This is a genomic window from Streptomyces sp. CB01201 (assembly GCF_002803085.1).
Classification (GTDB): domain Bacteria; phylum Actinomycetota; class Actinomycetes; order Streptomycetales; family Streptomycetaceae; genus Streptomyces; species Streptomyces hundungensis.
The window spans coordinates 121945-143768 of record NZ_NNBJ01000014.1; the positions used below are offsets into that span (position 1 = coordinate 121945).

Annotated in this window: 18 protein-coding genes and 2 pseudogenes; 8 read left to right on the forward strand and 12 right to left on the reverse strand. The window is 71.3% G+C overall.

The features are described 5' to 3' along the window. Nucleotides 1–282: 282 nt before the first annotated feature. From CG740_RS27540 to CG740_RS27565, 6 genes are all read right to left on the reverse strand, one after another. Nucleotides 283–1185 carry a hypothetical protein gene (locus CG740_RS27540; protein ID WP_100577976.1) on the reverse strand — a complete coding sequence of 301 codons (903 nt, stop codon included), beginning with the start codon at nucleotides 1183–1185 and terminating at the stop codon, nucleotides 283–285. Nucleotides 1186–1306: 121 nt separating this feature from the next. Next, a complete protein-coding gene (locus tag CG740_RS27545; protein WP_100578048.1) occupies nucleotides 1307–2425 on the reverse strand; it encodes an LOG family protein in 1119 nt (372 codons plus the stop codon). A 119-nt stretch (nucleotides 2426–2544) separates the two neighbouring features. After that, nucleotides 2545–3702: a hypothetical protein gene (locus tag CG740_RS27550; RefSeq protein ID WP_100577977.1), complete on the reverse strand. Its 1158-nt coding sequence runs from the start codon at nucleotides 3700–3702 to the stop codon at nucleotides 2545–2547. Next, nucleotides 3684–4421, reverse strand: coding sequence for an ABC transporter ATP-binding protein (locus tag CG740_RS27555; RefSeq protein WP_100577978.1), 738 nt, complete (start codon nucleotides 4419–4421; stop codon nucleotides 3684–3686). Before CG740_RS27555 ends, CG740_RS27550 begins: the two co-directional genes overlap by 19 nt. Before the next feature lie 172 nt (nucleotides 4422–4593). Continuing rightward, nucleotides 4594–5973 (reverse strand): aspartate aminotransferase family protein, encoded by a 1380-nt coding sequence (locus CG740_RS27560; RefSeq protein ID WP_100577979.1) that lies wholly within the window; start codon nucleotides 5971–5973, stop codon nucleotides 4594–4596. Then, nucleotides 5958–6449 carry an Lrp/AsnC family transcriptional regulator gene (locus CG740_RS27565; protein ID WP_199827074.1) on the reverse strand — a complete coding sequence of 164 codons (492 nt, stop codon included), beginning with the start codon at nucleotides 6447–6449 and terminating at the stop codon, nucleotides 5958–5960. The genes CG740_RS27560 and CG740_RS27565 overlap by 16 nt, the downstream gene beginning before the upstream one ends. Nucleotides 6450–6628: 179 nt before the next feature. Here CG740_RS27565 and CG740_RS27570 point away from each other — a divergent pair, with 179 nt between their 5' ends. From CG740_RS27570 to CG740_RS41140, 3 genes and pseudogenes are all read left to right on the forward strand, one after another. Further along, a complete protein-coding gene (locus CG740_RS27570; RefSeq protein WP_100577980.1) occupies nucleotides 6629–8068 on the forward strand; it encodes a gamma-aminobutyraldehyde dehydrogenase in 1440 nt (479 codons plus the stop codon). 161 nt (nucleotides 8069–8229) lie between these two features. Next, nucleotides 8230–9426, forward strand: a complete 1197-nt coding sequence (locus CG740_RS27575) for a polyamine ABC transporter substrate-binding protein (RefSeq protein ID WP_199846592.1) — start codon at nucleotides 8230–8232, stop codon at nucleotides 9424–9426. A gap of 93 nt (nucleotides 9427–9519) precedes the next feature. Then, nucleotides 9520–9790 (forward strand): annotated as a pseudogene (locus CG740_RS41140) (hypothetical protein); the annotation flags it as partial. A 60-nt stretch (nucleotides 9791–9850) separates the two neighbouring features. Here the strand turns inward: CG740_RS41140 and CG740_RS27585 are convergent. The 5 genes and pseudogenes from CG740_RS27585 to CG740_RS27605 all read right to left on the reverse strand — a co-directional run bounded on the left by CG740_RS27585 (nucleotide 9851) and on the right by CG740_RS27605 (nucleotide 15122). Beyond that, nucleotides 9851–11059, reverse strand: a complete 1209-nt coding sequence (locus CG740_RS27585) for a serine hydrolase domain-containing protein (RefSeq protein ID WP_100578050.1) — start codon at nucleotides 11057–11059, stop codon at nucleotides 9851–9853. A gap of 53 nt (nucleotides 11060–11112) precedes the next feature. Continuing rightward, nucleotides 11113–11878, reverse strand: a pseudogene (locus tag CG740_RS27590) (response regulator). Then, nucleotides 11875–13131 carry a sensor histidine kinase gene (locus tag CG740_RS27595; RefSeq protein WP_442802856.1) on the reverse strand — a complete coding sequence of 419 codons (1257 nt, stop codon included), beginning with the start codon at nucleotides 13129–13131 and terminating at the stop codon, nucleotides 11875–11877. Before CG740_RS27595 ends, CG740_RS27590 begins: the two are co-directional and overlap by 4 nt. Before the next feature lie 127 nt (nucleotides 13132–13258). Next, nucleotides 13259–13942, reverse strand: coding sequence for a glycerophosphodiester phosphodiesterase (locus tag CG740_RS27600; protein ID WP_100577982.1), 684 nt, complete (start codon nucleotides 13940–13942; stop codon nucleotides 13259–13261). 58 nt (nucleotides 13943–14000) lie between these two features. Further along, complete coding sequence (locus CG740_RS27605; protein WP_376215077.1) at nucleotides 14001–15122, reverse strand: adenosine deaminase; 1122 nt, start codon at nucleotides 15120–15122, stop codon at nucleotides 14001–14003. A 51-nt stretch (nucleotides 15123–15173) separates the two neighbouring features. Between CG740_RS27605 and CG740_RS27610 the strand changes: the two genes are divergently transcribed. Then, nucleotides 15174–15869: a hypothetical protein gene (locus CG740_RS27610; RefSeq protein WP_100577984.1), complete on the forward strand. Its 696-nt coding sequence runs from the start codon at nucleotides 15174–15176 to the stop codon at nucleotides 15867–15869. A 162-nt stretch (nucleotides 15870–16031) separates the two neighbouring features. On the opposite strand, the gene CG740_RS27615 is transcribed toward CG740_RS27610, so the two are convergent. Next, nucleotides 16032–16595 (reverse strand): NADAR family protein, encoded by a 564-nt coding sequence (locus tag CG740_RS27615; RefSeq protein WP_199846593.1) that lies wholly within the window; start codon nucleotides 16593–16595, stop codon nucleotides 16032–16034. A gap of 181 nt (nucleotides 16596–16776) precedes the next feature. On the opposite strand from CG740_RS27615, the gene CG740_RS27620 reads away from it, so the two are divergent. The 4 genes from CG740_RS27620 (at nucleotide 16777) to CG740_RS27635 (ending at nucleotide 21823) form a co-directional block, all read left to right on the forward strand. Next, a complete protein-coding gene (locus tag CG740_RS27620; protein ID WP_100578053.1) occupies nucleotides 16777–18318 on the forward strand; it encodes a gamma-aminobutyraldehyde dehydrogenase in 1542 nt (513 codons plus the stop codon). 50 nt (nucleotides 18319–18368) lie between these two features. Next, entirely contained in the window at nucleotides 18369–19619 is a 1251-nt protein-coding gene (locus CG740_RS27625) for a polyamine ABC transporter substrate-binding protein (protein ID WP_100577985.1), read from the forward strand. Between the two features lie 141 nt (nucleotides 19620–19760). After that, nucleotides 19761–20912 (forward strand): ABC transporter ATP-binding protein, encoded by a 1152-nt coding sequence (locus CG740_RS27630; protein WP_100577986.1) that lies wholly within the window; start codon nucleotides 19761–19763, stop codon nucleotides 20910–20912. Next, a complete protein-coding gene (locus CG740_RS27635) occupies nucleotides 20909–21823 on the forward strand; it encodes an ABC transporter permease (RefSeq protein ID WP_100577987.1) in 915 nt (304 codons plus the stop codon). The genes CG740_RS27630 and CG740_RS27635 overlap by 4 nt, the downstream gene beginning before the upstream one ends. Nucleotide 21824 lies beyond the last annotated feature (1 nt).

The following is a 21824-nucleotide window of genomic DNA, read 5'->3' on the forward strand; positions in this document are numbered from 1 at the left end:
GTCTGTTTGAGCTGCGGACCGTGCGTGGTTGCTCGCGCAGTTCCTCGCGCCCCTAAAGGCCTCGGTGCTGGCCCGCATCGGGCACTTCAGCCTGTCCGGCGTTTGAGGACGAGCGCCGTTCAGGCGCGAACGGGGTCCGGGGCGGAGCCCCGAACGGGGGTGCAGGGGGCTCCGCCCCCTGCGGGGGTTCGAGGGGCGCAGCCCCTCCGGGGGTCTGGGGCGGAGCCCCGCGGGGCCGGGGCCCACCAACCCCGGGCAACGGGCGGGCGGGGCCGAGGCCCGCTAGCCGACCCGGGCCGGCTCCTTCGGAGCCACCGGCTCCGCCGTGTCGGGCGTGCCGAACCACGCCACCGCCACCGCCCCGCCGACCGCCAGGACGAACCCCAGGACCGCCATCCAGGCGAGCCCCGCCCGGGACGCGTCCCCGAGCCACAGCACCCCGATCGCCCCGGGCAGCACCGTCTCGCCCACCACCAGCGCCGCCGTCGCCCCGTTCACCGAGCCGATCTGGAGAGCCACCGTGTGCAGATACATCCCGCCGGTTCCGGCGACCAGGATCGCGTAGAGGGCCGGGTCGGTCAGGAGGGCCCCGGCGTCGAAGGGGTCCACGCCGTTCAGGATCCGTACGCCCACCCCGAGCGCACCGAAGCCGAGCCCGGACAGCAGCCCCGCCAGGATCGCGGCGCGCGAGCCCAGGAGGCGTACGACCACTGTGCCCCCGGCCATCAGCAGGAGCGCGACCGCCAGCAGCCACCAGTGCGTGGCCAACTCGGTGTGCCCGCTGCCCTCGTGGCCCGCCGCCGAGGCGAGCAGCACCAGGGCCGAGCAGACCACCCCGATCGACGTCCACTCGGCACGGCTCAGCCGGATGCCGAGCAGCTTGACGCTGAGCACCGCCGTGATCACCAGGTTCGCGCTGATCACCGTCTGGGAGAGGAAGAGGGGGAGCAGCCGGGCCGCCAGCGCGCCGAGCCCGAACCCGACGAAGTCGAGGACCGTACCGACGATGAACTCCCAGGTCATCGCGGCCTTGGCGGTGGACGACAGGCTCGGCCCGCCGTGCTGGGTCCGGTCGGCGGCGGTCGCGTCGCGCCGGGCGGACTTGCGGGACCCGACGGCTTGCAGGACCGAGCCCGTGCCGTAGCAGACCGAGGCGGCGATGGCGGTCAGCAGACCGAGCAGCACAGAGGACTCCGTTCCTGGCGGGGGCAACTCGTTCGCCCCACTCCGCTTTACCAGACGTTTACCGCCCTTTGGGAGTTGCCTGGAGGTCGGCCCTTTTCCGGACCGTCCCGGATGCGCCGCGCTATCGCGACATGCGGGCCAGCGCGTCGGGAGCCTCGGCGACCGAGTCGACCAGGGCGATCCGGGCCGCCATCGGCCGGTCCTTCGCGAGCGCCTGGAGCAGCGGCCAGGTCGGCAGCTCCTTTGTCCAGTGCGCCCGGTCGACGAGCACCATCGGCGTCGGCGTCCCGCGCGACTCGTAGTAGTTCGGCGTCGCGTTGTCGAAGATCTCCTGCACGGTACCGGCCGCGCCCGGCAGGAAGACGACGCCCGCGTTGGAGCGGGCGAGCAGCCCGTCCTCGCGGGTGGCGTTCGCGAAATATTTGGCGATGGCGCCCGCGAAGGCGTTCGGCGGCTCATGACCGTAGAACCAGGTGGGGATCCCCACGGAGGTGCCGCCGCGCGGCCACTTCGTCCGCACCTCGAAGGCGGCGCGCGCCCAGGCGGACACCGAAGGCCTGAACGAGGGCTCCCCGCCCAGGAGTTGGAGGGCCGAGGCCAGCATCGCGTCGTCGAAGGGCGCCGCGTACGCCCCCAGGTTCGCGGCCTCCATGGCGCCCGGACCGCCGCCGGTGGCCACGGTGAACCCGGCACGGGCCAGGGTGCGGCCGAGTACGGCCGCCCCTTCGTACTCGGCAGTGCCGCGGGCCATCGCGTGGCCGCCCATCACGCCCACGACCCGCGCCCCGACGAGCAGTTCGTCGAGGGCGTCCGAGATCGCGTCGTCGTGGATCGAGCGCAGCATCGAGGAGAATATGTCGCCGTCCGCCTTGGTCCGCTGGAACCAGTCGTACGACAGGGCGTCCGGTGTCCCCTCGTACCCCTGCGTGAGCCCCTCGAAGAGCTCGGTGGGGGAGTAGAGCGCGCCGCGGTAGGGGTCGAAGGGCAGATCGGGTACGGGCGGGAAGACCAGCGCCCCGTCGGCCCGCACCTTCGCGGCCGCGTCCGGCTCCATCGCGCAGCCGAGGAACACCGCGCCCGCCGTGCCGACGCCGAGCAGGACGCTCGTACGCCCGGTCAGGTCGACCGACTGGACGCGGTACCCGGCGAGTTCGCCCCGCTCGGCGGCCGCGTCGAACTCGGCCAGTGATTCGATCTCGGTGTCGTTGCCCGCAGGGAACTTCGCTTCGTCTTCCGGCACGCCCACATGCTAGGCGCTGCCCGGTGCGGGCTCCCCGGGCGGGTCCGCGGGCGCGGGCCACCCGGCCCGCGCCCGTCACGAAAGCCCCGGTCCGTAGGGGCTTCGCCCCGCCGCGGCGCCTACCGCAGCGGCAGCGCCGCGACCTCCGCGACGAGCACCGTGAGCGGGGTGAGGACCGCGAGCAGCGCCGCCGCCCGCAGGAACGCGGCGGTCCGCAGCACTGCTACCGGCGTGCCGATGGACACCAGGGCCGCCGTGGTGTGGGCGCGGGCATGGCGCGACTCCAGGGCCGCGGTCAGCAGCGTCGCCACCGTGCAGCTCATCACGAGGGCCGCGCCGAGCCCGGTCAGCGGGCCGAAGGGGTGCGGGCCCGCCCGGTCGCCGTACAGGGTGGCCGCGGCGATCGCCCCGGCGGCCACCGCGCACACCACCCCGAGCGGCCGCCCGATGCGCCGGGCCTCCGCCATCAGGACCCGGCCCGCGAGCAGCCGGGCCGCGCTGGGCCGGGCCAGCTGGAGCAGCCGCCCGCAGAAGTGGGCCAGGGCCGGTCCCGCCAGGGCGAGGCCGAGCACGGTGATCGCCCAGCCGGCGAGGACGCCGGCCGGGGTGCCCCCGGGGTGCCCCGGCATCGGGAAAGCGGCGCCCTGCGAGCCACGGCTCGCGTACGTCTCGACCGCGAGGCCCGCCGCGACCAGCGCGAAGCCCCACGGCAGTCCGGCCGGTGCGGGCGCCGGCTCCTCGGGGTGCACCGGGTCGCTGGTGCGTCCGGCGCGCTGGGTGCGCGGGCGCAGGGCGAGCCCGGCCGCGAGGGACGCCGTCACCGGGAGCACCGCGAGCAGGGTCAGGGCCCCGGCCAGCGGCATCGGCTCGTCGGCGGCGAGCAGTCCGGCGGCGGCGCCGTCGAAGGGCAGCCCGTCGATGTCACCGCGCAGATGCAGATACACCAGGAGCGCCACCGCCGAGCCCAGGGTGCAGGTCACCGCCGTGGACGCGGCGGCGATCGCGGCGAGCCGCGCCGGGCCCAGGCCGACGGCGGAGAGCCCGGTGCGCGGCCGGGTGCTCGGGTCGGTGCGGGCGACGGCGACCGCGAAGTGCACGGTCGCCGCCAGCGGCACCGCGCACCACAGCAGCCGCAGCACCGAACTGCCGGAATGGCCGACCGCGTATCCGAGCGTGCACAGGAGCAGGAAGCCCACCCCGGCGGACGCGGCGGCCACCAGCAGCCGGCGCAGCAGGACCAGGGGGTGGGTACCGCGGGCTAGACGGAGAGCGAGCACGCGGCGATACCCTCCGTTTGCGAAGTACCACTGTTCTCACGGGAGTTGACGCGTCGCCCGTCGACGAGGACCACCGTGCGGTCGGCGAGGGCGGCCACGTCCGTGTCATGGGTGGCGATGATCGTGGTGATGTGGTGCGAGCGGGCCGCGGTGAGCAGCGTGCGCAGCACCTGGGCGCGGTCGGCGCTGTGCAGGGTCGCGGTCGGCTCGTCCGCGAACAGCACGGCCGGCTCGGTGATCAGGGCGCGGGCGATCGCCACGCGCTGGCGCTCCGCCTGGAGCAGGGCGTGCGGGCGCTTCTTGGCGCAGGTGTCGATGTCGAGGCGCTCCAGCCACTCCAGGGTGGCGTTCTTCGCGCTCCGGTGCGAGACGCCCCGCAGCAGCAGCGGCAGGGCCGCGTTCTCCCAGGCGCTCAGCTCGGGCACCAGGGCGGGCTCCGGGTCGATCCAGGCGAACCGGTCGCGCCGCAGCCGCTCGCGGGCCGCCGCGCCCAGGGTGTGCACGGCCCCGCTGTTGAACCACACCTCGCCCTCGTCCGGCACGACCGCGCCCGAAAGGCAGCGCAGCAGGGTCGTCTTGCCCGAGCCGCGCGGGCCGCCGACGGCGAGGATCTCGCCCTCGCGGGCCTCCACGCTGACCCCGGTCAGGGCGGGCGAGCCGCTGTGGGAGTGATGCAGGGAACGTGCCCACAGCACGTCGTTGTCCGGCGGAGCCACCATGGTGCACACCTCGGTTCAGATCAGATTTCCTGCTCCCCGTACGGGGGAACGAAGGCAGGGCCGATCGGTCACTGGGCACGCTAGGCACTGGGGTGTGACTGCCATGACAGCACGCGGCCCGGCCGCCCCCATCTCACTCGGATGGGCGCGGCCGGGCCGTGGGCGGGACGGGTCAGAGCTTCGTCCAGGCCTCCGTCAGGACCTGACGCAGGACGCCCTCGATCTCGTCGAAGGTGTTCTGGTCGGAGATCAGCGGCGGGGCGAGCTGGACGACCGGGTCGCCGCGGTCGTCGGCCCGGCAGTACAGGCCGTTGTCGTACAGCGCCTTGGAGAGGAAGCCGTACAGGACGCGCTCGGTCTCCTCGTCGTTGAACGTCTCCTTGGTGGCCTTGTCCTTCACCAGCTCGATGCCGTAGAAGAAGCCGTTGCCGCGGACGTCGCCGACTATCGGCAGGTCGTGCAGCTTCTTGAGGGTGTCGAAGAAGGCGCCCTCGTTGTCGAGCACGTGCTGGTTGAGGCCTTCCTTCTCGAAGATGTCGAGGTTGGCCAGGCCCACCGCCGCGGAGACCGGGTGGCCGCCGAAGGTGTAACCGTGCAGGAAGGTGTTGTCACCCTTGTAGAACGGCTCGGCGAGCCGGTCGGAGATGATGCAGGCGCCGATCGGGGAGTAGCCCGAGGTCATGCCCTTGGCGCAGGTGATCATGTCCGGCACGTAGTCGAACTTGTCGCAGGCGAACATCGTGCCCAGGCGGCCGAAGGCGCAGATGACCTCGTCGGAGACGAGCAGCACGTCGTACTTGTCGCAGATCTCGCGGACCCGCTGGAAGTAGCCGGGCGGCGGCGGGAAGCAGCCGCCCGCGTTCTGCACCGGCTCCAGGAAGACGGCGGCGACGGTCTCGGGTCCCTCGAAGAGGATCTCCTGCTCGATCTGGTCGGCGGCCCAGCGGCCGAAGGCCACCGGGTCCTCGCCGTGGATCGGGGCGCGGTAGATGTTGGTGTTCGGCACCTTGTGCGCGCCGGGGACCAGCGGCTCGAAGGGCGCCTTCAGGGCGGGCAGACCGGTGATGGACAGGGCGCCCTGCGGGGTGCCGTGGTAGGCGACCGCGCGCGAGATGACCTTGTACTTCGTGTGGTTGCCGGTGAGCTTGTGGTACTGCTTGGCCAGCTTCCACGCGGTCTCGACGGCCTCGCCGCCACCGGTGGTGAAGAAGACCTTGTTGAGGTCGCCCGGCGCGTAGTTCGCGAGGCGCTCGGCGAGCTCGACGGCCTTGGGGTGGGCGTAGGACCACACCGGGAAGAAGGCCAGCTCCTGCGCCTGCTTGTAGGCGGTCTCGGCGAGCTCGTGACGGCCGTGGCCTGCGTTGACGACGAACAGGCCCGACAGGCCGTCCAGGTACTTCTTTCCCTTGTCGTCGTAGATGTAGGTGCCTTCGCCACGGACGATGGTGGGAACAGGCGCGTTCTCGTACGACGACATGCGGGTGAAGTGCATCCACAGGTGGTCGTAGGCGGTCTGGCTGAGGTCCTTGCTCACGGCTATCGGGTTCCCCACATATAGGTCTGCTTCTTCAGCTTGAGATAGACGAAGCTCTCGGTGGAACGCACGCCGGGGAGGGCGCGGATCCTCTTGTTGATCACTTCGAGGAGGTGGTCGTCGTCCTCGCAGACGACCTCCACCATCAGGTCGAAGGAGCCCGCGGTCATCACCACGTACTCGCATTCGGCCATGGCCGTCAGCGCTTCCGCCACGGGGTCGAGGTCGCCCTCGACGCGGATGCCGACCATCGCCTGCCGCCGGAAACCCACGGTGAGCGGGTCGGTGACGGCGACGATCTGCATGACGCCCTGGTCGAGCAGCTTCTGCACGCGCTGGCGCACAGCCGCCTCGGACAGGCCCACGGCCTTGCCGATCGCGGCGTAGGGACGGCGTCCGTCCTCCTGGAGCTGCTCGATGATCGCCAGGGAGACGGCGTCGATCGACGGGGACTGTCCGTTCCCGATCCTGGGTTCTGTGCTTCGGCTGGCCACGGAGCCACTGTGCACCCGAGTCGTCCGTCCCGCAACCCCGAAGCGATGAAATTCGTTGTTCTGTGACCTCCAGAGAACTGAATCCGAAGTTCACGGGCGGTAGGTCTGTCGAAAGCGTCACCTCACCGACTAGGGTGGGGTGTCTCACCCATCGGACATCGGACCGGGAGGCCAGCGAAGTGACCACCGAACTGCGTCGTTTGCGCAACTACATCGACGGAGAGTTCCGCGATGCTGCCGACGGGCGGACCATCGAGGTGGTCAACCCGGCCACGGGACAGCCCTATGCGACATCGCCGCTCTCCGGCCAGGAGGACGTCGACGCCGCCATGACGGCCGCCGCCAAGGCGTTCCCCGCCTGGCGCGACGCCACCCCCGCCGAGCGCCAGCGCGTCCTGCTCAAGATCGCGGACGCCATCGAGGAGCGGGCCGAGGAGCTGATCGCGGCCGAGTCGGAGAACACCGGCAAGCCGCTTGAGCTCACCCGCACCGAAGAGGTGCCCCCCATGGTCGACCAGATCCGCTTCTTCGCCGGCGCCGCCCGGCTGCTCGAAGGCCGCAGCGCCGGCGAGTACATGGAGGGACTGACCTCGATCGTCCGCCGCGAGCCGGTCGGCGTCTGCGCGCAGGTCGCGCCGTGGAACTACCCCATGATGATGGCGGTCTGGAAGTTCGCCCCGGCGCTCGCCGCGGGCAACACCGTCGTCCTCAAGCCGTCGGACACCACCCCCGCCTCGACCGTCCTGCTCGCCGAGATCATCGGCGCGATCGTCCCCAAGGGCGTCTTCAACGTCATCTGCGGCGACCGCGACACCGGCCGCGCGATGGTCGAGCACAAGACCCCGGCGATGGCCTCCATCACCGGTTCGGTACGGGCCGGCATGCAGGTCGCCGAGTCCGCCGCCAAGGACGTCAAGCGCGTCCACCTGGAGCTGGGCGGCAAGGCCCCGGTCGTCGTCTTCGAGGACGCCGACATCGACAAGGCCGTCGAGGACATCGCCGTCGCGGGCTACTTCAACGCCGGCCAGGACTGTACGGCCGCGACCCGCGTGCTCGTGCACGAGTCGATCCACGACGAGTTCGTGGCCGCGCTCGCCAAGGTGGCCGCCGAGACCAAGACCGGGCAGCCGGACGACGAGGACGTGCTGTACGGCCCGCTCAACAACGCCAACCAGCTGAAGCAGGTGGCCGGCTTCATCGACCGGCTGCCCGCGCACGCCAAGGTCGAGGCGGGCGGCCACCGGGTCGGCGAGCAGGGCTACTTCTACGCCCCGACCGTCGTCTCCGGCCTGAAGCAGGACGACGAGATCATCCAGAACGAGGTGTTCGGGCCGGTCATCACCGTCCAGCCGTTCACCGACGAGGCCCAGGCCCTCCAGTACGCGAACGACGTCGAGTACGCGCTGGCCTCCTCGGTGTGGACCAAGGACCACGCCCGCGCCATGCGGATGTCCAAGAACCTCGACTTCGGCTGTGTGTGGATCAACACCCACATCCCGCTGGTCGCCGAGATGCCGCACGGCGGCTTCAAGAAGTCCGGCTACGGCAAGGACCTCTCCGCGTACGGCTTCGAGGACTACACCCGCATCAAGCACGTGATGACGTCCATCGAGGGCTGAGCCACGGCCTGAACGGCGCACCGGGGCGGGGGAGTTGTCCCCCGCCCCTTTTCGCTGCCGTCATGCCCCGCCGCCATGCCCCGACAGGGTGTCTGGCTCGGGGCTCCGGGCTGTACGCAGCGTCCATTGAACGCGGTGGACGCGGGAGGCATCCTGCCGGAATGCGACCGACCGCGTTCCCCGCAGCCAGCCCCCTGTCCCGCCGCAGCCTGCTGCGCGCCCTCGGCGGCGGTGCCGCGCTGGCCGCGCTGGCCGGCTGCGGGGTCCCCGCGGCGTACGTCGAACCGGGCGACCGGGCCGGGCGCGACCGCTCGGCCGCCGACAAGTCCCTCACCTTCGCCAACTGGCCGCTCTACATAGACGTCGACGACAACGACGCCTCCCGGCGGCCCACCCTGGACGCGTTCACCAAGAGCACCGGGATCTCCGTCACGTACACCGAGGAGATCAACGACAACGACGAGTTCTTCGGGAAGATCAGCCCGGCCCTGATGAACCACCAGGAGACCGGCCGGGACCTGATGGTCATCAGCGACTGGATGGCCGCCCGGTTCGTCCGGCTCGGCTGGGTGCAGCAGATGGACCGCGCCAAGCAGCCCAACGTCACCCGCTACCTCGACCCCCAGCTGCGCACCCCCGCCTTCGACAACGGGCGTCTGCACAGCGTCCCGTGGCAGTCCGGGATCACCGGGATCGCGTACAACAAGAAGAAGCTCGGCCGCGAGATCCAGCACGTCCACGATCTGTGGGACCCGCGGCTCGCGGGCAAGGTGACACTGTTCTCCGGGCTCGACGAGTCGTTCGCGCTCCTGATGCAGGGCGAGGGTGTCGACATCACGAAGTGGACGGCCGACGACTTCCACCGGATGTGCGACCAGGTCGAGAAGCAGGTCGCGAAGAAGCAGATCCGCCGCTTCACCGGCAACGACTACACCAGCGACCTCAACAAGGGCGACGTCCTGGCCTGTCAGGCCTACAGCGGTGACGTCTTCCAGCTCCAGGCCGACAACCCCGACATCGAGTTCGTGGTGCCCCAGGAGGGCGCCGAGCTGTGGGCGGAGTCGATGATGATCCCCAACCTGGCCCGCCACAAGGCGAACGCGGAGGCGCTGGTCGACTACTACTACGACCCCCAGGTCGCGGCCGAACTCGCCGCCTCGGTCAACTACGTGTGCCCGGTGCCGGCCGCCCGCGAGGTCCTGGCCTCCTCGAAGAACAAGGAGGAGGCCCAGCTCGCCGAGGACCCGCTGATCTTCCCGGACGACGCGATGCGGAGGCGCCTCGCCATCGCCCGGGACATCACCTCCGAGGAGCGCGTCGAGTTCGCCAAGCGCTGGAACGAGATCGTGGGGCTCTAGGCGGGGGTGCTGAGGCTGCGGCCGGGGGCCGGGGCAGGGGTCCGCGGTGCCGGTCCCCTGCCCCGGCCCCGATCCGTCCCCTGATTTTTAGACGTGTTCAACACGGGCGTCTGGCTGCCGGGGCCGACCGGCTGGATCGGCCGGGTGCGGGCCGGGCTCGACACCGCCGACGCCGACTGTCCGTTCCTCCTCACGGCACGGACTGGCTCGCCTTCGCCCATCTCGTCATCGCGGTCGCCTTCTACGGGGTGCTGCGCGACCCCGTCCGCAACATCTGGGTCGTCGGGTTCGCGAGGATCGCCTGCAGTTCGGCGTGATCCCGCTGTATGTGGTGCGGCGCAAGATCAGGGCCCTTGAGGCGATGGGGGAGCGGGGGCGGTGCCGGCCTGACGGCGGCGGGCGCCAGGACTTGAGCGACCGGGCCTCAGGAAGGGTCCGGGGCGCCGAAGGTTGCGAGCATGATCTTCATCGCGGTGGGGTTCATGTCCGCGCCCTTCGCGTCCGTGGAGTTGACGCTGTAGACCAGGGTCCGGGCGAGGGTGCCGGTGGGGGACAGCACGCCGGCGATCACCGTGTTGTAGCCCCAGCGGCCGCCGGTCTTGCCCCATACGTTCCGGCCGCCGAGCCGCTTCATCGACAGGCCCGCGCTGTAAGCGGCCGGCTTGCCCGTCTCCCGGTTTCGCACCGCAGGGTCGGGCAGCGTGAACATCTCCTTGAGCTGAGCGCCGTGCACCAACCGGCCGGTGAACAGGGCGTCCGTGAAGCGCTCCAGGTCGGCCGTGGTGGAGATCAGGTTCCCCGCCGCGAAGGTGTCGCCCGCGCCCCACACCGTCACGTCCCGCAGCTCCGTCGAGCCGTCCGGCGCGGGGAACACCTGGTAGCCGTGGTTGTGCGGGCCCCTTAGGGCGGGATCCGCACCGGGCACATAGGTGTCCGTGAGGCGCAGTGGCCGCACGATGCGGGCGGCGAGCTGATGGGCGTAGGAGTCATGGGTGATCCGCTCCAGGAGCAGCCCGGCCACGGTGTAGCCGATGTTGTCGTAGTGCTGCGCGGTGCCGGGCGCGAAGTCCGGCTTCCGCGCGGTCGCCGCGCGCACCACGTCCGCCGGGTCGCTGGCCTCGAAGCGGTGCGCGTACAGGTACTCCAGGGAGTCGTCGGGCGAGTCGTCCGACGGTATCCCGCTGGTGTGGTTCAGGAGTTGACGGACCGTCACCCCGGCGTAGGCCGCCGGGATCAGGTCGGGCAGGTAGCCGCGCACCGGGCGGTCGAGGGCGACCCTGCCCTCGCCCGCGAGTTGCAGCACCATCGCCGCCGTGAACACCTTGGTGACCGATCCGGCCCGGAAGCGTCCGTTCGGGTCCGCCGGGGCGTCGCTCACCAGGTCGTGAACCCCGGCGCTGTCGCGCCAGCTTCCCTCCGAGCCGCCGACGCGGACCAGCGCCGCCGTCGCGTCCGCGCCCGGCTTCCCCGCGCCCGTGATGGCCGCGCGCAGGGCGGCGGTGTCGAGTCCGGTGTCGGCGCGATGGGCGGTGGCCCCGGCCGGCGAGGGAGAGGGGACCGCGACGGCCGGGGCCACCGAGAGGCCCAGGACCAGGGCGGTGGCGAGCAGAGTGGTGCGGGTGCGGGTGTTCATACGGAGGCCTTCGTGATCGAGGGAGGTGGCGCCGATGAACCCCATCCTGCTGATCACGCGCCGCCTGTGGGTCGCCGCGACGAGCGGTTTCCGAACCTCCGACTCCTCACCGGAGCGGGGGAGTCGGAGACCCTGACTCCCCCGCGCGGGGGAGCACGGTCAGGACGGTGCGGCCACGGCGACCAGTCCCGTCTCGTACGCGCAGATCACCGCCTGGACGCGGTCGCGCAGCCCCAGCTTCGCCAGCACATGGCCGACGTGCGTCTTCACCGTGTGCTCGGAGACGGTGAGTTCGGCCGCGATCTCGGCGTTGGACAGGCCCCGGCCGAGCAGCAGCAGCGTCTCGCGCTCGCGGGCGGTCAGCGCGGCGAGCCGCTCCGGGGCGGCCGGGACGGTGGGCCGCGAGGTGTACTCGGCGATCAGTCGCCGCGCCACCGACGGGGCGAGCAGCGCGTCCCCGGCGGCCACCACCCGCACCGCGTGCACCAGATCGTCCCGCCGGACGTCCTTGAGCAGGAAACCGCTCGCCCCGGCGTGCAGCGCTTCGTAGACGTACTCGTCGGAGTCGAAGGTGGTCAGCATCACCGTGCGGCAGGCCCCGGCGGCGCTGATCGCGCGGCAGGCCTCGATGCCGTCCAGGCGCGGCATCCGGATGTCGAGCAGCGCCACATCGGGCGCGAGGCGGCGGACCGCCTCGACCGCCTGCGCGCCGTCGCCGACCTCGGCCACCACCTCGATGTCCGGCTGGACGTCCAGGATCAGCGCGAAGCCACTGCGCACCAGCTCCTGGTCGTCGGCCACCACCACACGGATCGTCACGGCCCCACCTCCGCCGAGGAGGGTACCGAGCGGGATCCGGGTACGCGGGGCGACAGCGGCAGGACGGCCCGCACCTCGAAGCCCCGGCCGTCCGGGCCCGGCCCCGCCGAGGCGCTGCCGCCCTGCGCGGCCGCCCGCTCGCGGATGCCGACCAAGCCGTGTCCGGTACCGGGTCCGGAGCCGGTACCGCATCCGTCGTCCAGGACGTGGATCGCCAACTCGCCATCCCTGCAGTCCAGTTGGACCGTTATCGCGGAAGCGTCCGCGTGCTTCACCGCGTTGGTCAGGGCCTCCTGCACGATCCGGTACACCGTCGTTTCCGTGTCCAGGGGGAGCGGGCCGGGCGTGCCCGTCGTCCGGTACGTGACCGGGGGGCCGCCCAGTGACACCCGCTGGACCAGCGCGGGCAGCGCGGAGAGGCCCGGCTGCGGTTCGCGCGGGGCGGCGGCCGGGGGAGCGCCCGGGGCGTCCTCCTCGCGGAGCAGCCCGAGCATGCGGCGCAGCTGGACCATCGCGTCCCGACCGGTCTCGGAGATCGCCTCGAACGCGGCCTCCGCCCGGTCCGGCGCGGCCCGTACCGCGAGCGGGCCCGACTCGGCCTGCACGATCATGATGCTGACCGCGTGCGAGAGGATGTCGTGCATCTCCCGGGCGATCCGGGCCCGTTCACGGGCCGCGGCCTGTTCGGCCTCGATGCGGTTGGCCCGCTCCAGCTGTGCCGCCCGATCCTCGACGGCCGCGGTGTAGGCCTGCCGGGTGTGGGTGAGCCGCCCGAGCACGTACGCGGCACCGAAGACGAAGAAGGAGAACATCAGCTCCTTGACGTCCTGGCTGTTGAGCGCCACCGAGGGCCCGATGAGCACCGCGACGAGAGCGGCCACCCCGACCCGCTTGCGGGCCGGAGAGAGTGCCGCGACCGAGTACACGGCGATGAGCCCGGGATAGGGGAGCGGCTGGCCCGGTCCGTCCAGGGTCAGCTTGTATGCCGCGCCCGCCGCCAGGACCGCGAGCGTCACCGCGACCGGGGCCCGGCGCCGCCACACCAGCGGGAGCACGCTCAGGGAGGTCAGGGCGTAGTCGGCCCAAGTGGCGGGGCGCAGTCCGTCGGGGCGGGCCACGACGAACGGGATCGACATGGCCGCCTCTACGAGCAGGGCGAGGCCGATGTCGACCGTCCGGGCGTTCGCCGCCCGCAGCCGTGCCGTCAGGCGTGCCGTCAGGCGCGCCGCCGGCCGTGCCGCGAGTCGTGCCACCGGTCGTGCCCGCAGCTGTTCGGCCGGCCGTTCAGTGCCACCCACCCCATCCCCCCCGTCAACCTTCCCCGCCCGCACGTGTCCCCGTCGGCCGGCTTCCGCCCCGCCCGTGCCGTCCCCGCCCCGCCTACCGCCCCGACAGGACGGCCGACAGCGTGTCCAGGCGGTTGGTGGTGATCGCGTCCACGCCGTGGCCGATCAGCCGGCGCTGGGTGCGGGCGGTGTCCGCGGTCCAGGCCGAGACGAGGAGGCCGTCCCGGTGGACCCGTGCCACCAGGTCCGAACTCAGCAGGCCGAAGCGGTAGTTGAGCCAGCGGGGCTTGACGGCCTCGACCAGGGCGGGGCGCGGCGGGGCGGGCTTGGTCCAGGTCAGGGCGATCTCGGCGGCCGGGTCGGCGCGGCGCACCCACAGCATGGCGACCGGCCCGGCGCAGTAGTAGACCCGCTCGCCCGCACCGCACTCGCGGACCGTGTTCACCACCTTGCGCACCGACGCCTCGGTGGCGCCGGGCAGATCCAGCAGCACCCGGTGCGCCCCGGCCGCCATCAGGGCCTGCCGCAGGGTGGGCACCCCGCCGCCGGTGACCTCGGCGACCTCCGCGTGCGGGAGCTCGGCCAGCGGACGGTCGAAGTCCCACAGCCGCTTCAGCGTCTCGTCGTGCAACAGCACGGGCACGCCGTCCCGGGTGGTGCGGACATCGAGCTCGACCGCGTCGGCACCCCGCTCCAGGGCCGAGGCGATGGAGGGGAGCGTGTTCTCGCGGACGCGGTACGGGTCGCCGCGGTGGGCCACGGCTGTCACGGTGCGCATGGGGTCATTGTGCTGAGCGGTGGCGGGGGCGGCCAGCCGGAGCCCCCGCCGGCGGGGATCAGCGGGCGAGCCACTTCGCGGTGTAGTCGTCGATCTCCCCGGCGAGCTTCGTCTTGCCGGCGGGGTCGAGGAAGGACGCCTCGACGGCGTTCTTCGCGAGGTCGGCAACCCCCCGCTCGTCCAGCTCCAGGAGCCGGGCCGCGACCGCGTACTCGTTGTTGAGGTCGCTGCCGAACATCGGCGGGTCGTCGCTGTTGACGGTGACCAGGACGCCCGCGGCCACCATCTCCTTGATGGGGTGCTGGTCCAGGTCGGGCACCACGCGCGTCGCCAGGTTGGACGTCGGGCAGACCTCCAGGGCGATCCGGTGCTCGGCCAGATGCTGGAGCAGGGCCGGGTCCTGGGTGGCGCTGGTGCCGTGGCCGATGCGCTCGGCGCGCAGGTCGATGAGCGCGTCCCAGATCGACTGCGGGCCCGTGGACTCGCCCGAGTGCGGTACGGAGTGCAGCCCGGCGGCGATGGCCCGGTCGAAGTACGGCTTGAACTGCGGGCGGGGCACGCCGATCTCCGGGCCGCCCAGGCCGAAGGAGACCAGGCCCTCGGGGCGCACCCCGTCCTCGGTGGCGAGGCGGGCCGTCTCGGCGGCGGCGTCCAGACCGGCCTCGCCCGGGATGTCGAAGCACCAGCGCAGGACCGTGCCGAACTCGGCCTCGGCGGCCCGGCGGGCGTCCTCGATCGCGTCCATGAAGGCGCGCTCGTCGATGCCCCGGCGGGTGGAGGAGAACGGCGTGATGGTCAGCTCGGCGTAGCGGACGTTCTGCCGGGCCATGTCACGGGCCACCTCGTAGGTGAGAAGGCGCACATCCTCCGGGGTGCGGATGAGGTCGACGACCGAGAGGTAGACCTCGATGAAGTGCGCGAAGTCCGTGAACGTGAAGTAGTCGGCGAGCGCCTCGGGGTCGGTGGGGACCTTCGAGTCCGCGTGGCGGGCGGCGAGTTCGGCCACGATGCGCGGTGAGGCGGACCCCACGTGGTGCACGTGGAGTTCGGCCTTGGGCAGCCCCGCGATGAAGGGGTGCAGGTCGGTCATGGGGTCCTCCATGGGTCTGCCGCGAGGGTCCTCGCGCGATGGGCGGCGTACGGCCTTCGCCGGTCGGGGATCATGGTAGGCCGGGCACACGCGCCCGGATCCGTTGGCCGTAGCATGACGGAACCACGATGGGGGAGGCCCATGTCAGACAACACCCAGCAGCCGTCGGGAGGCCAGGAGCCCCGCGACCCCTGGGCTCCGCCGGAGCGCAAGGTCCCGCTGGACAAGCCGTCGGTGCACGACCAGCAGACGGTCATATCCATGCCGGGCACTCCGACCGAGGGCCAGTACCCCGCCCCGCCGCAGGCCGCCCCCGGCGCCCCGGCCCAGGCCCCGTTCCCGGGTGCGCCCGGGCAGCAGGCTCCCGGCACCGGCTACGGCGCCCCGACCCCGCCGCCGGGACAGCCGGCCCCCGGCAGCTACGGCTACCCCGCCTACCCGCAGCACCCCGGGCAGGGCTACGCCGGGTACCCGGGCCAGCAGCCCGGGTACGGCTATCCGGGATTCGCCGCGGTCGCCCCGCCGCAGAACGGCTTCGGCACGGCCGCGATGGTGCTCGGCATCGTCGGATGTGTCCTCATGCTCTGCACCATCGGCATCGCCGGCATCGTGATCGGGACGCTCGCCCTGATCTTCGGGCTGCTCGGCAAGGGCCGGGTCAGGCGCGGTGAGGCGAACAACCGCGGGCAGTCCCTGACGGGCATCATCATGGGCATCATCGCCATCGTGATCGGCGTCGGGATTCTCGTCCTGGTGATCGTGACCAATTCGCTCGACCATTCCACCCGGTACGACGACTACTCGAACTTCCTGTCGCTGGCCGTCTCGGCCCGCTGAGGAAGCACTTCCCGCCGAGGAAGCACTGCCGAGGACCCTCCGGAGGAGCGAGCCAAGAGGATCCGGGGATCTCACCCCGAGCGGGGGAGGCCGCCAAGGCCTCTCTCGCTCGGGGCCGCCCTGCCCGGCCGCCCTGTCCGGCCGCACGGGCAGGCAGCCGCCTCAGCGCAGCCGCTCCCGCGCCTCCGTCAGGGCGAAGCCCAGCAGGTTCAGGCCACGCCACCGCCGCGGGTCCGCCGCCTCCGGCGCGTCCGCCGCCAGGCCTATGCCCCAAATCCGGTCCAGCGGGCTCGCCTCGACCAGGACCCGCTTCCCGGTGCCGAGCAGATAGCCCCGCAGCGCCTCGTCCTGACCGAACTTGTGCAGGCTGCCGGCCAGCACGATGCCGTACCGCTCCCGGCGCCACACCTCGTCGTCGAAGCCCCGCACCAGGCGTCCCGCCTTCTTCGCGAGCGCCGGATTCGCCGCGTCGATCGCCGCGCGCTCCGCGTCCGGGTCGCCGAACAGCCGGGCCTTCGACGCCATCATCCAGTGCTCGGCCGTCGCGTACCGGACGCCCTCGACCGTGAAGGGCGAGGGCCACCACTGGCTGAAACAGCTCCGGCCCAGCGACCCGTCCCGCTGCGGCCGGTGCCCCCAGAAATGCAGATACTTGATCCGGTCACCCTCACTGACCTGCGCGATCAGCGCGTCCAGCGCCGCGCGGTCCCCCGTGTCCTCGTTCATGCATGCGAGTGTGGCAGGCGCCACTGACACTCCGTCGGGCCATAACGGCTCCGACGCGACACATGGTCGACAGATTCCGTCGCGTAACCAAAAGGCAACAACGGAATCACTTGTTGGCCAGATGTGCCTCTGTCAGGATCGGCACTCAAATCGAGCTGAAGCTACGAAGAACGTGGGCGACATGGACACCGACACCGGCAACGGCAACAGCAATCCCGCCAAGGACCGCTTCCCCGCGCAGGACCGCTTCGCGGCCGGCGCCCAGTACATCGGCGGGCGGCTGCGCCCCGGCACCTCCGGGCGCGAGCACGCGGTCGTCGATCCGGCCACGGGGGCCACGGTCTACACGTACGAGCTCGCGGGCACCGCCGATGTCGACGCCGCGGTCGCCGCGGCCAAGGAGGCCTTCCCCGGCTGGTCCGGCGCCACCCCCGGCGAGCGCTCGGCCGCCCTGCACCGGTTCGCGGAGGTGCTCGCCGAGCGGGCCGAGGAGTTCGCCCAGGCCGAGTCCCTCCAGTGCGGAAAGCCGATCAAGCTGAGCCGGGAGTTCGACGTGCCCGGCACCATCGACAACACCGCGTTCTTCGCGGGCGCGGCCCGGCACCTGGAGGGCCGGTCGGCCGGGGAGTACGAGGGCGACCACACCTCCTACGTACGCCGTGAGCCCATCGGTGTCGTCGGTTCCATCGCGCCCTGGAACTACCCGCTCCAGATGGCCGCCTGGAAGATCCTTCCGGCGATCGCGGCCGGCAACACCATCGTCCTCAAGCCCGCCGAGACCACCCCGCTGACCTCGCTCCTGTTCGCCGAGGCGGCCACGGAGGCCGGCATTCCGGACGGCGTGATCAACATCGTCACGGGCGCCGGCAAGGACGCGGGCGAGCACCTCGTCGGCCACCCCGACGTCGTGATGACCTCCTTCACCGGATCCACCGGCGTCGGCAAGCGGGTCGCGGAGATCGCCACCCGCACGGTCAAGCGCCTCCACCTGGAGCTGGGCGGCAAGGCCCCCTTCGTGGTCTTCGACGACGCCGACCTGGAGGCCGCCGTGCACGGCGCGGTCGCCGCCTCGCTCATCAACTCCGGCCAGGACTGCACCGCCGCCACCCGGGCCTACGTCCAGCGCCCGCTGTACGACGCCTTCGTCGAGCAGGTCGCGGCCCTGATGGAGACCGTCCGGCTCGGCGCCCCCTTCCGCGAGGACACCGACCTCGGCCCGCTGATCTCGCACGTCCACCGCGACCGCGTCGCCGCCTTCGTCGAGCGGGCCAGGAGCTACGCCCGGATCGTCACCGGCGGCGAGGCCCCCGAGGGCGACGGCGCCTACTACCGGCCCACCCTCATCGTGGACGCGCCCCAGGACAGCGAGGTCGTCCAGGACGAGATCTTCGGCCCGGTCCTGGTGGTGCTGCCCTTCGACAGCGACGACGAGGGCATCGCGCTCGCCAACGACACCCCCTACGGCCTCGCCGCCTCCGCCTGGAGCCGGGACGTGTACCGCACCGGGCGGGCCACCCGCGAGATCAAGGCGGGCTGCGTCTGGATCAACGACCACATCCCGATCCTCAGCGAGATGCCGCACGGCGGCTACAAGGCGAGCGGCTACGGAAAGGACATGTCGGCGTATTCCTTCGAGGAGTACACGCAGGTCAAGCACGTGATGTACGACAACACAGCGGTCGCCAGGAAGGACTGGCACCGCACGATCTTCGGGGACCGATAAAAAGGCGGCCCGACCAGGCCACCGAACCCACCCGAAAGGGCATTCAGCGCATGGAGCAGTACGAGCCCGAAAGCCTGTCAGCGGCCCAACTGGCGGCCGTCCGGCGCAGCTTGACGAATGGCAGGGGCGCCCTGACCCGCCGTTCGCTGCTGCGCGCCTCGGGCGTCGGCGCGCTCACCGTCGGCGGCCTCGCCACCCTGAGCGCGTGCGGCATCCCGGCGGCCAAGAAGGAGAACGGCACCGGACCGTCCAACACGGACCACTCCGCCCAGGAGAAGGAGGTCAACTTCTCCAACTGGACGCAGTACATGGACATCAGCGACGACAAGAAGCACCACCCGACGCTGGACGAGTTCACCCGCCGCACCGGGATCCAGGTCAAGTACACCGAGGACATCAACGACAACGTCGAGTTCTTCGGGAAGATCAAGCCGCAGCTCGCGGCCGGCCAGGACACCGGCCGGGACCTGGTCGTGCTCACCGACTGGCTCGCCGCCCGGCTCATCCGGCTCGGCTGGGCGCAGCAGCTCGACCCCGCGCACCTGCCCCACGCCTACGCCAACCTCGCCCCCCAGTTCCGCTCGCCCGACTGGGACCCCGGCCGCGCCTACTCCTACCCCTGGACCGGCATCCCGACCGTCATCGCCTACAACTCCAAGGCGACCGGCGGCAAGAAGGTCGACTCCATCACCCAGCTGCTCGACGACCCCACCCTCAAGGGCCGCGTCGGCTTCCTGTCCGAGATGCGCGACTCCATCGGCATGACCCTGCTCGACCTCGGCAAGGACCCCGCCAGGTTCACCGACGCCGACTTCGACGCCGCGATCGGGCGGCTCCAGAAGGGCGTCGACTCCAAGCAGATCCGCCGCTTCACCGGCAACGACTACACCGGCGACCTGGTGAAGGGCGACCTCGCGGCCTGTGTCGCCTGGGGCGGCGACGTGACCCAGCTGCGCGCCGACAACCCGGACATCAAGTACGCGATCCCGGCGGCGGGTTACATGACCTCCAGCGACAACCTGCTCGTCCCGGCGAAGGCCCGGCACCAGAGCAACGCGGAGAAGCTCATCGACTACTACTACGAGCTGCCGGTCGCCGCGAAGCTCGCCGCGTTCATCAACTACCAGTGCCCGGTCGACGGGGTGCGCGACGAACTCGCCAGGATCGACCCGGCCCTCGCGGCGAACGAACTGATCCTGCCGGACAAGGCGATGGCCGCGAAGTCCCACTCCTTCCGCTCGCTCAGCGAGGCCGAGGAGACCGCCTACGAGCAGAAGTTCTCCAGGCTCATCGGAGCGTGAGCGCTCCGCGGGGTGCGGTGTTTTTCGGGTGCGGGCCCGCTGTGGCTGGTCGCGCAGTTCCCCGCGCCCCTTAGGGGCCCTAGGCCCGGACCCGTGATCCCCCTCCTCTTCCCCCCCTCGATACCCCCTGGGACCCCACCCATGACTGACAGCACCGCCGGCGGCGATGTCCGCCTCACCGGGATCAGCAAGACGTACGGCTCCTTCACCGCCGTGCATCCGCTCGAACTGACCGTCCCGCAGGGCTCGTTCTTCGCCCTGCTCGGTGCGTCCGGCTGCGGCAAGACCACCACCCTCCGCATGATCGCCGGGCTTGAGGAGCCGACCACCGGGACGGTCTTCCTCGGCGACAAGGACGTCACCGATCTGCCGCCCTACAAGCGGCCGGTGAACACCGTCTTCCAGTCGTACGCCCTCTTCCCGCATCTGAACGTCACCGAGAACATCGCCTTCGGGCTGCGCCGGCGGGGCATCAAGTCGGTGCAGAAGCAGGTCGACGACATGCTGGAACTCGTCCAGCTCGGCGACTTCGCGCAGCGCAAGCCGCACCAGCTCTCCGGCGGGCAGCAGCAGCGCGTCGCCGTCGCCCGCGCGCTCATCAACCACCCCCAGGTACTGCTCCTGGACGAGCCGCTCGGCGCCCTCGACCTCAAGCTGCGCCGTCAGATGCAGCTTGAGCTCAAGCGCATCCAGACCGAGGTCGGCATCACCTTCGTGCACGTCACCCACGACCAGGAGGAGGCCATGACGATGGCCGACACGGTCGCGGTGATGAGCGGCGGCCGGGTCGAACAGCTCGGCGCACCGGCCGAGTTGTACGAGAACCCGAAGACCACCTTCGTCGCGAACTTCCTCGGCACCTCCAACCTCATCGAGGCCGAGGTGGCCGAGAGGAGCGGCGAGGACCTCGTCGTCACCGCGGGCGGCGCCAAGCTGCGGCTGCCCGGCGGACGATGTTCGGCCCCCACGGCGAGCGGCGGCAAGCTCCTCGTCGGCGTACGCCCCGAGAAGATCTCGCTCGCCCACCGCGACGACGAGGGCGCGATCGCCGACGGCCGCAACCGCGTCACCGGCCGCATCGTCGACTCGTCGTTCATCGGGGTCTCCACCCAGTACCTCGTCGACTCCCCGGCGGGCAGCGGCCTTTCGGTGTACGAGCAGAACATCGAGCGCGACACCCGCCTGGTGCCCGGCGCCGAGGTCGTCCTGCACTGGAACCCGGCGCACACCTTCGGCCTGGACGCGGCGCAGGCCAAGGACGCGGGCGTCGAGAAGGTCGAGGACGCCGCGTGACCGCCCTGGCCGAGGCGCCCGCGGCACCCACCGTGCGCAAGGCCTCCACCCGCAAGCGGCTCGTCCCGTACTGGCTGCTGCTGCCGGGCATCCTCTGGCTGATCGTGTTCTTCGCGCTGCCGATGGTGTACCAGGCCTCGACCTCCGTACAGACCGGGTCACTTGAGAAGGGCTTCCAGGTCACCTGGCACTTCCAGACGTACTGGGACGCCTTCAAGGAGTACTACCCGCAGTTCATCCGCTCCCTGCTCTACGCGGGCACGGCGACCCTGCTCTGTCTGCTGCTCGGCTACCCGCTGGCCTATCTCATCGCCTTCAAGGCGGGCCGCTGGCGCAACATCGTCCTCATCCTGGTCATCGCGCCGTTCTTCACCAGCTTCCTCATCCGCACCCTGGCCTGGAAGACGATCCTGGCCGACGGCGGGCCCGTGGTGCACGCGCTCGCCACCCTGCACATCCTGGACGTCACCAACTGGCTGGGCTGGACCGAGGGCAGCCGGGTCCTGGCCACGCCGATGGCGGTGGTCTGCGGACTCACCTACAACTTCCTGCCCTTCATGATCCTGCCGCTGTACACCTCTCTTGAGCGCATCGACTCCCGGCTGCACGAAGCGGCCGGCGACCTGTACGCGACCCCGGCCACCACCTTCCGCAAGGTGACGTTCCCGCTGTCGATGCCCGGTGTCGTCTCGGGCACGCTGCTCACCTTCATCCCGGCCAGCGGTGACTACGTGAACGCCGAACTGCTCGGCTCCACCGACCAGAAGATGGTCGGCAACGTCATCCAGTCGCAGTTCCTGCGGGTCCTGGACTATCCGACGGCCGCGGCCCTCTCCTTCATCCTGATGGCCATCGTCCTGATCATGGTCACCGTCTACATCCGCCGAGCCGGGACGGAGGACTTGGTCTGAT

What these genes read in the sequence shown, in the direction of transcription:
- CG740_RS27555 (WP_100577978.1), bottom strand. Translation starts at nt 4,421, where the DNA reads ATGGTGGCTCCGCCGGACAACGACGTGCTGTGGGCACGTTCCCTGCAT.
- CG740_RS27575 (WP_199846592.1), top strand. Translation starts at nt 8,230, where the DNA reads ATGCGACCGACCGCGTTCCCCGCAGCCAGCCCCCTGTCCCGCCGCAGC.
- CG740_RS27585 (WP_100578050.1), bottom strand. Translation starts at nt 11,059, where the DNA reads ATGAACACCCGCACCCGCACCACTCTGCTCGCCACCGCCCTGGTCCTG.
- CG740_RS27600 (WP_100577982.1), bottom strand. Translation starts at nt 13,942, where the DNA reads ATGCGCACCGTGACAGCCGTGGCCCACCGCGGCGACCCGTACCGCGTC.
- CG740_RS27610 (WP_100577984.1), top strand. Translation starts at nt 15,174, where the DNA reads ATGTCAGACAACACCCAGCAGCCGTCGGGAGGCCAGGAGCCCCGCGAC.
- CG740_RS27615 (WP_199846593.1), bottom strand. Translation starts at nt 16,595, where the DNA reads ATGAACGAGGACACGGGGGACCGCGCGGCGCTGGACGCGCTGATCGCG.
- CG740_RS27620 (WP_100578053.1), top strand. Translation starts at nt 16,777, where the DNA reads ATGGACACCGACACCGGCAACGGCAACAGCAATCCCGCCAAGGACCGC.
- CG740_RS27625 (WP_100577985.1), top strand. Translation starts at nt 18,369, where the DNA reads ATGGAGCAGTACGAGCCCGAAAGCCTGTCAGCGGCCCAACTGGCGGCC.
- CG740_RS27630 (WP_100577986.1), top strand. Translation starts at nt 19,761, where the DNA reads ATGACTGACAGCACCGCCGGCGGCGATGTCCGCCTCACCGGGATCAGC.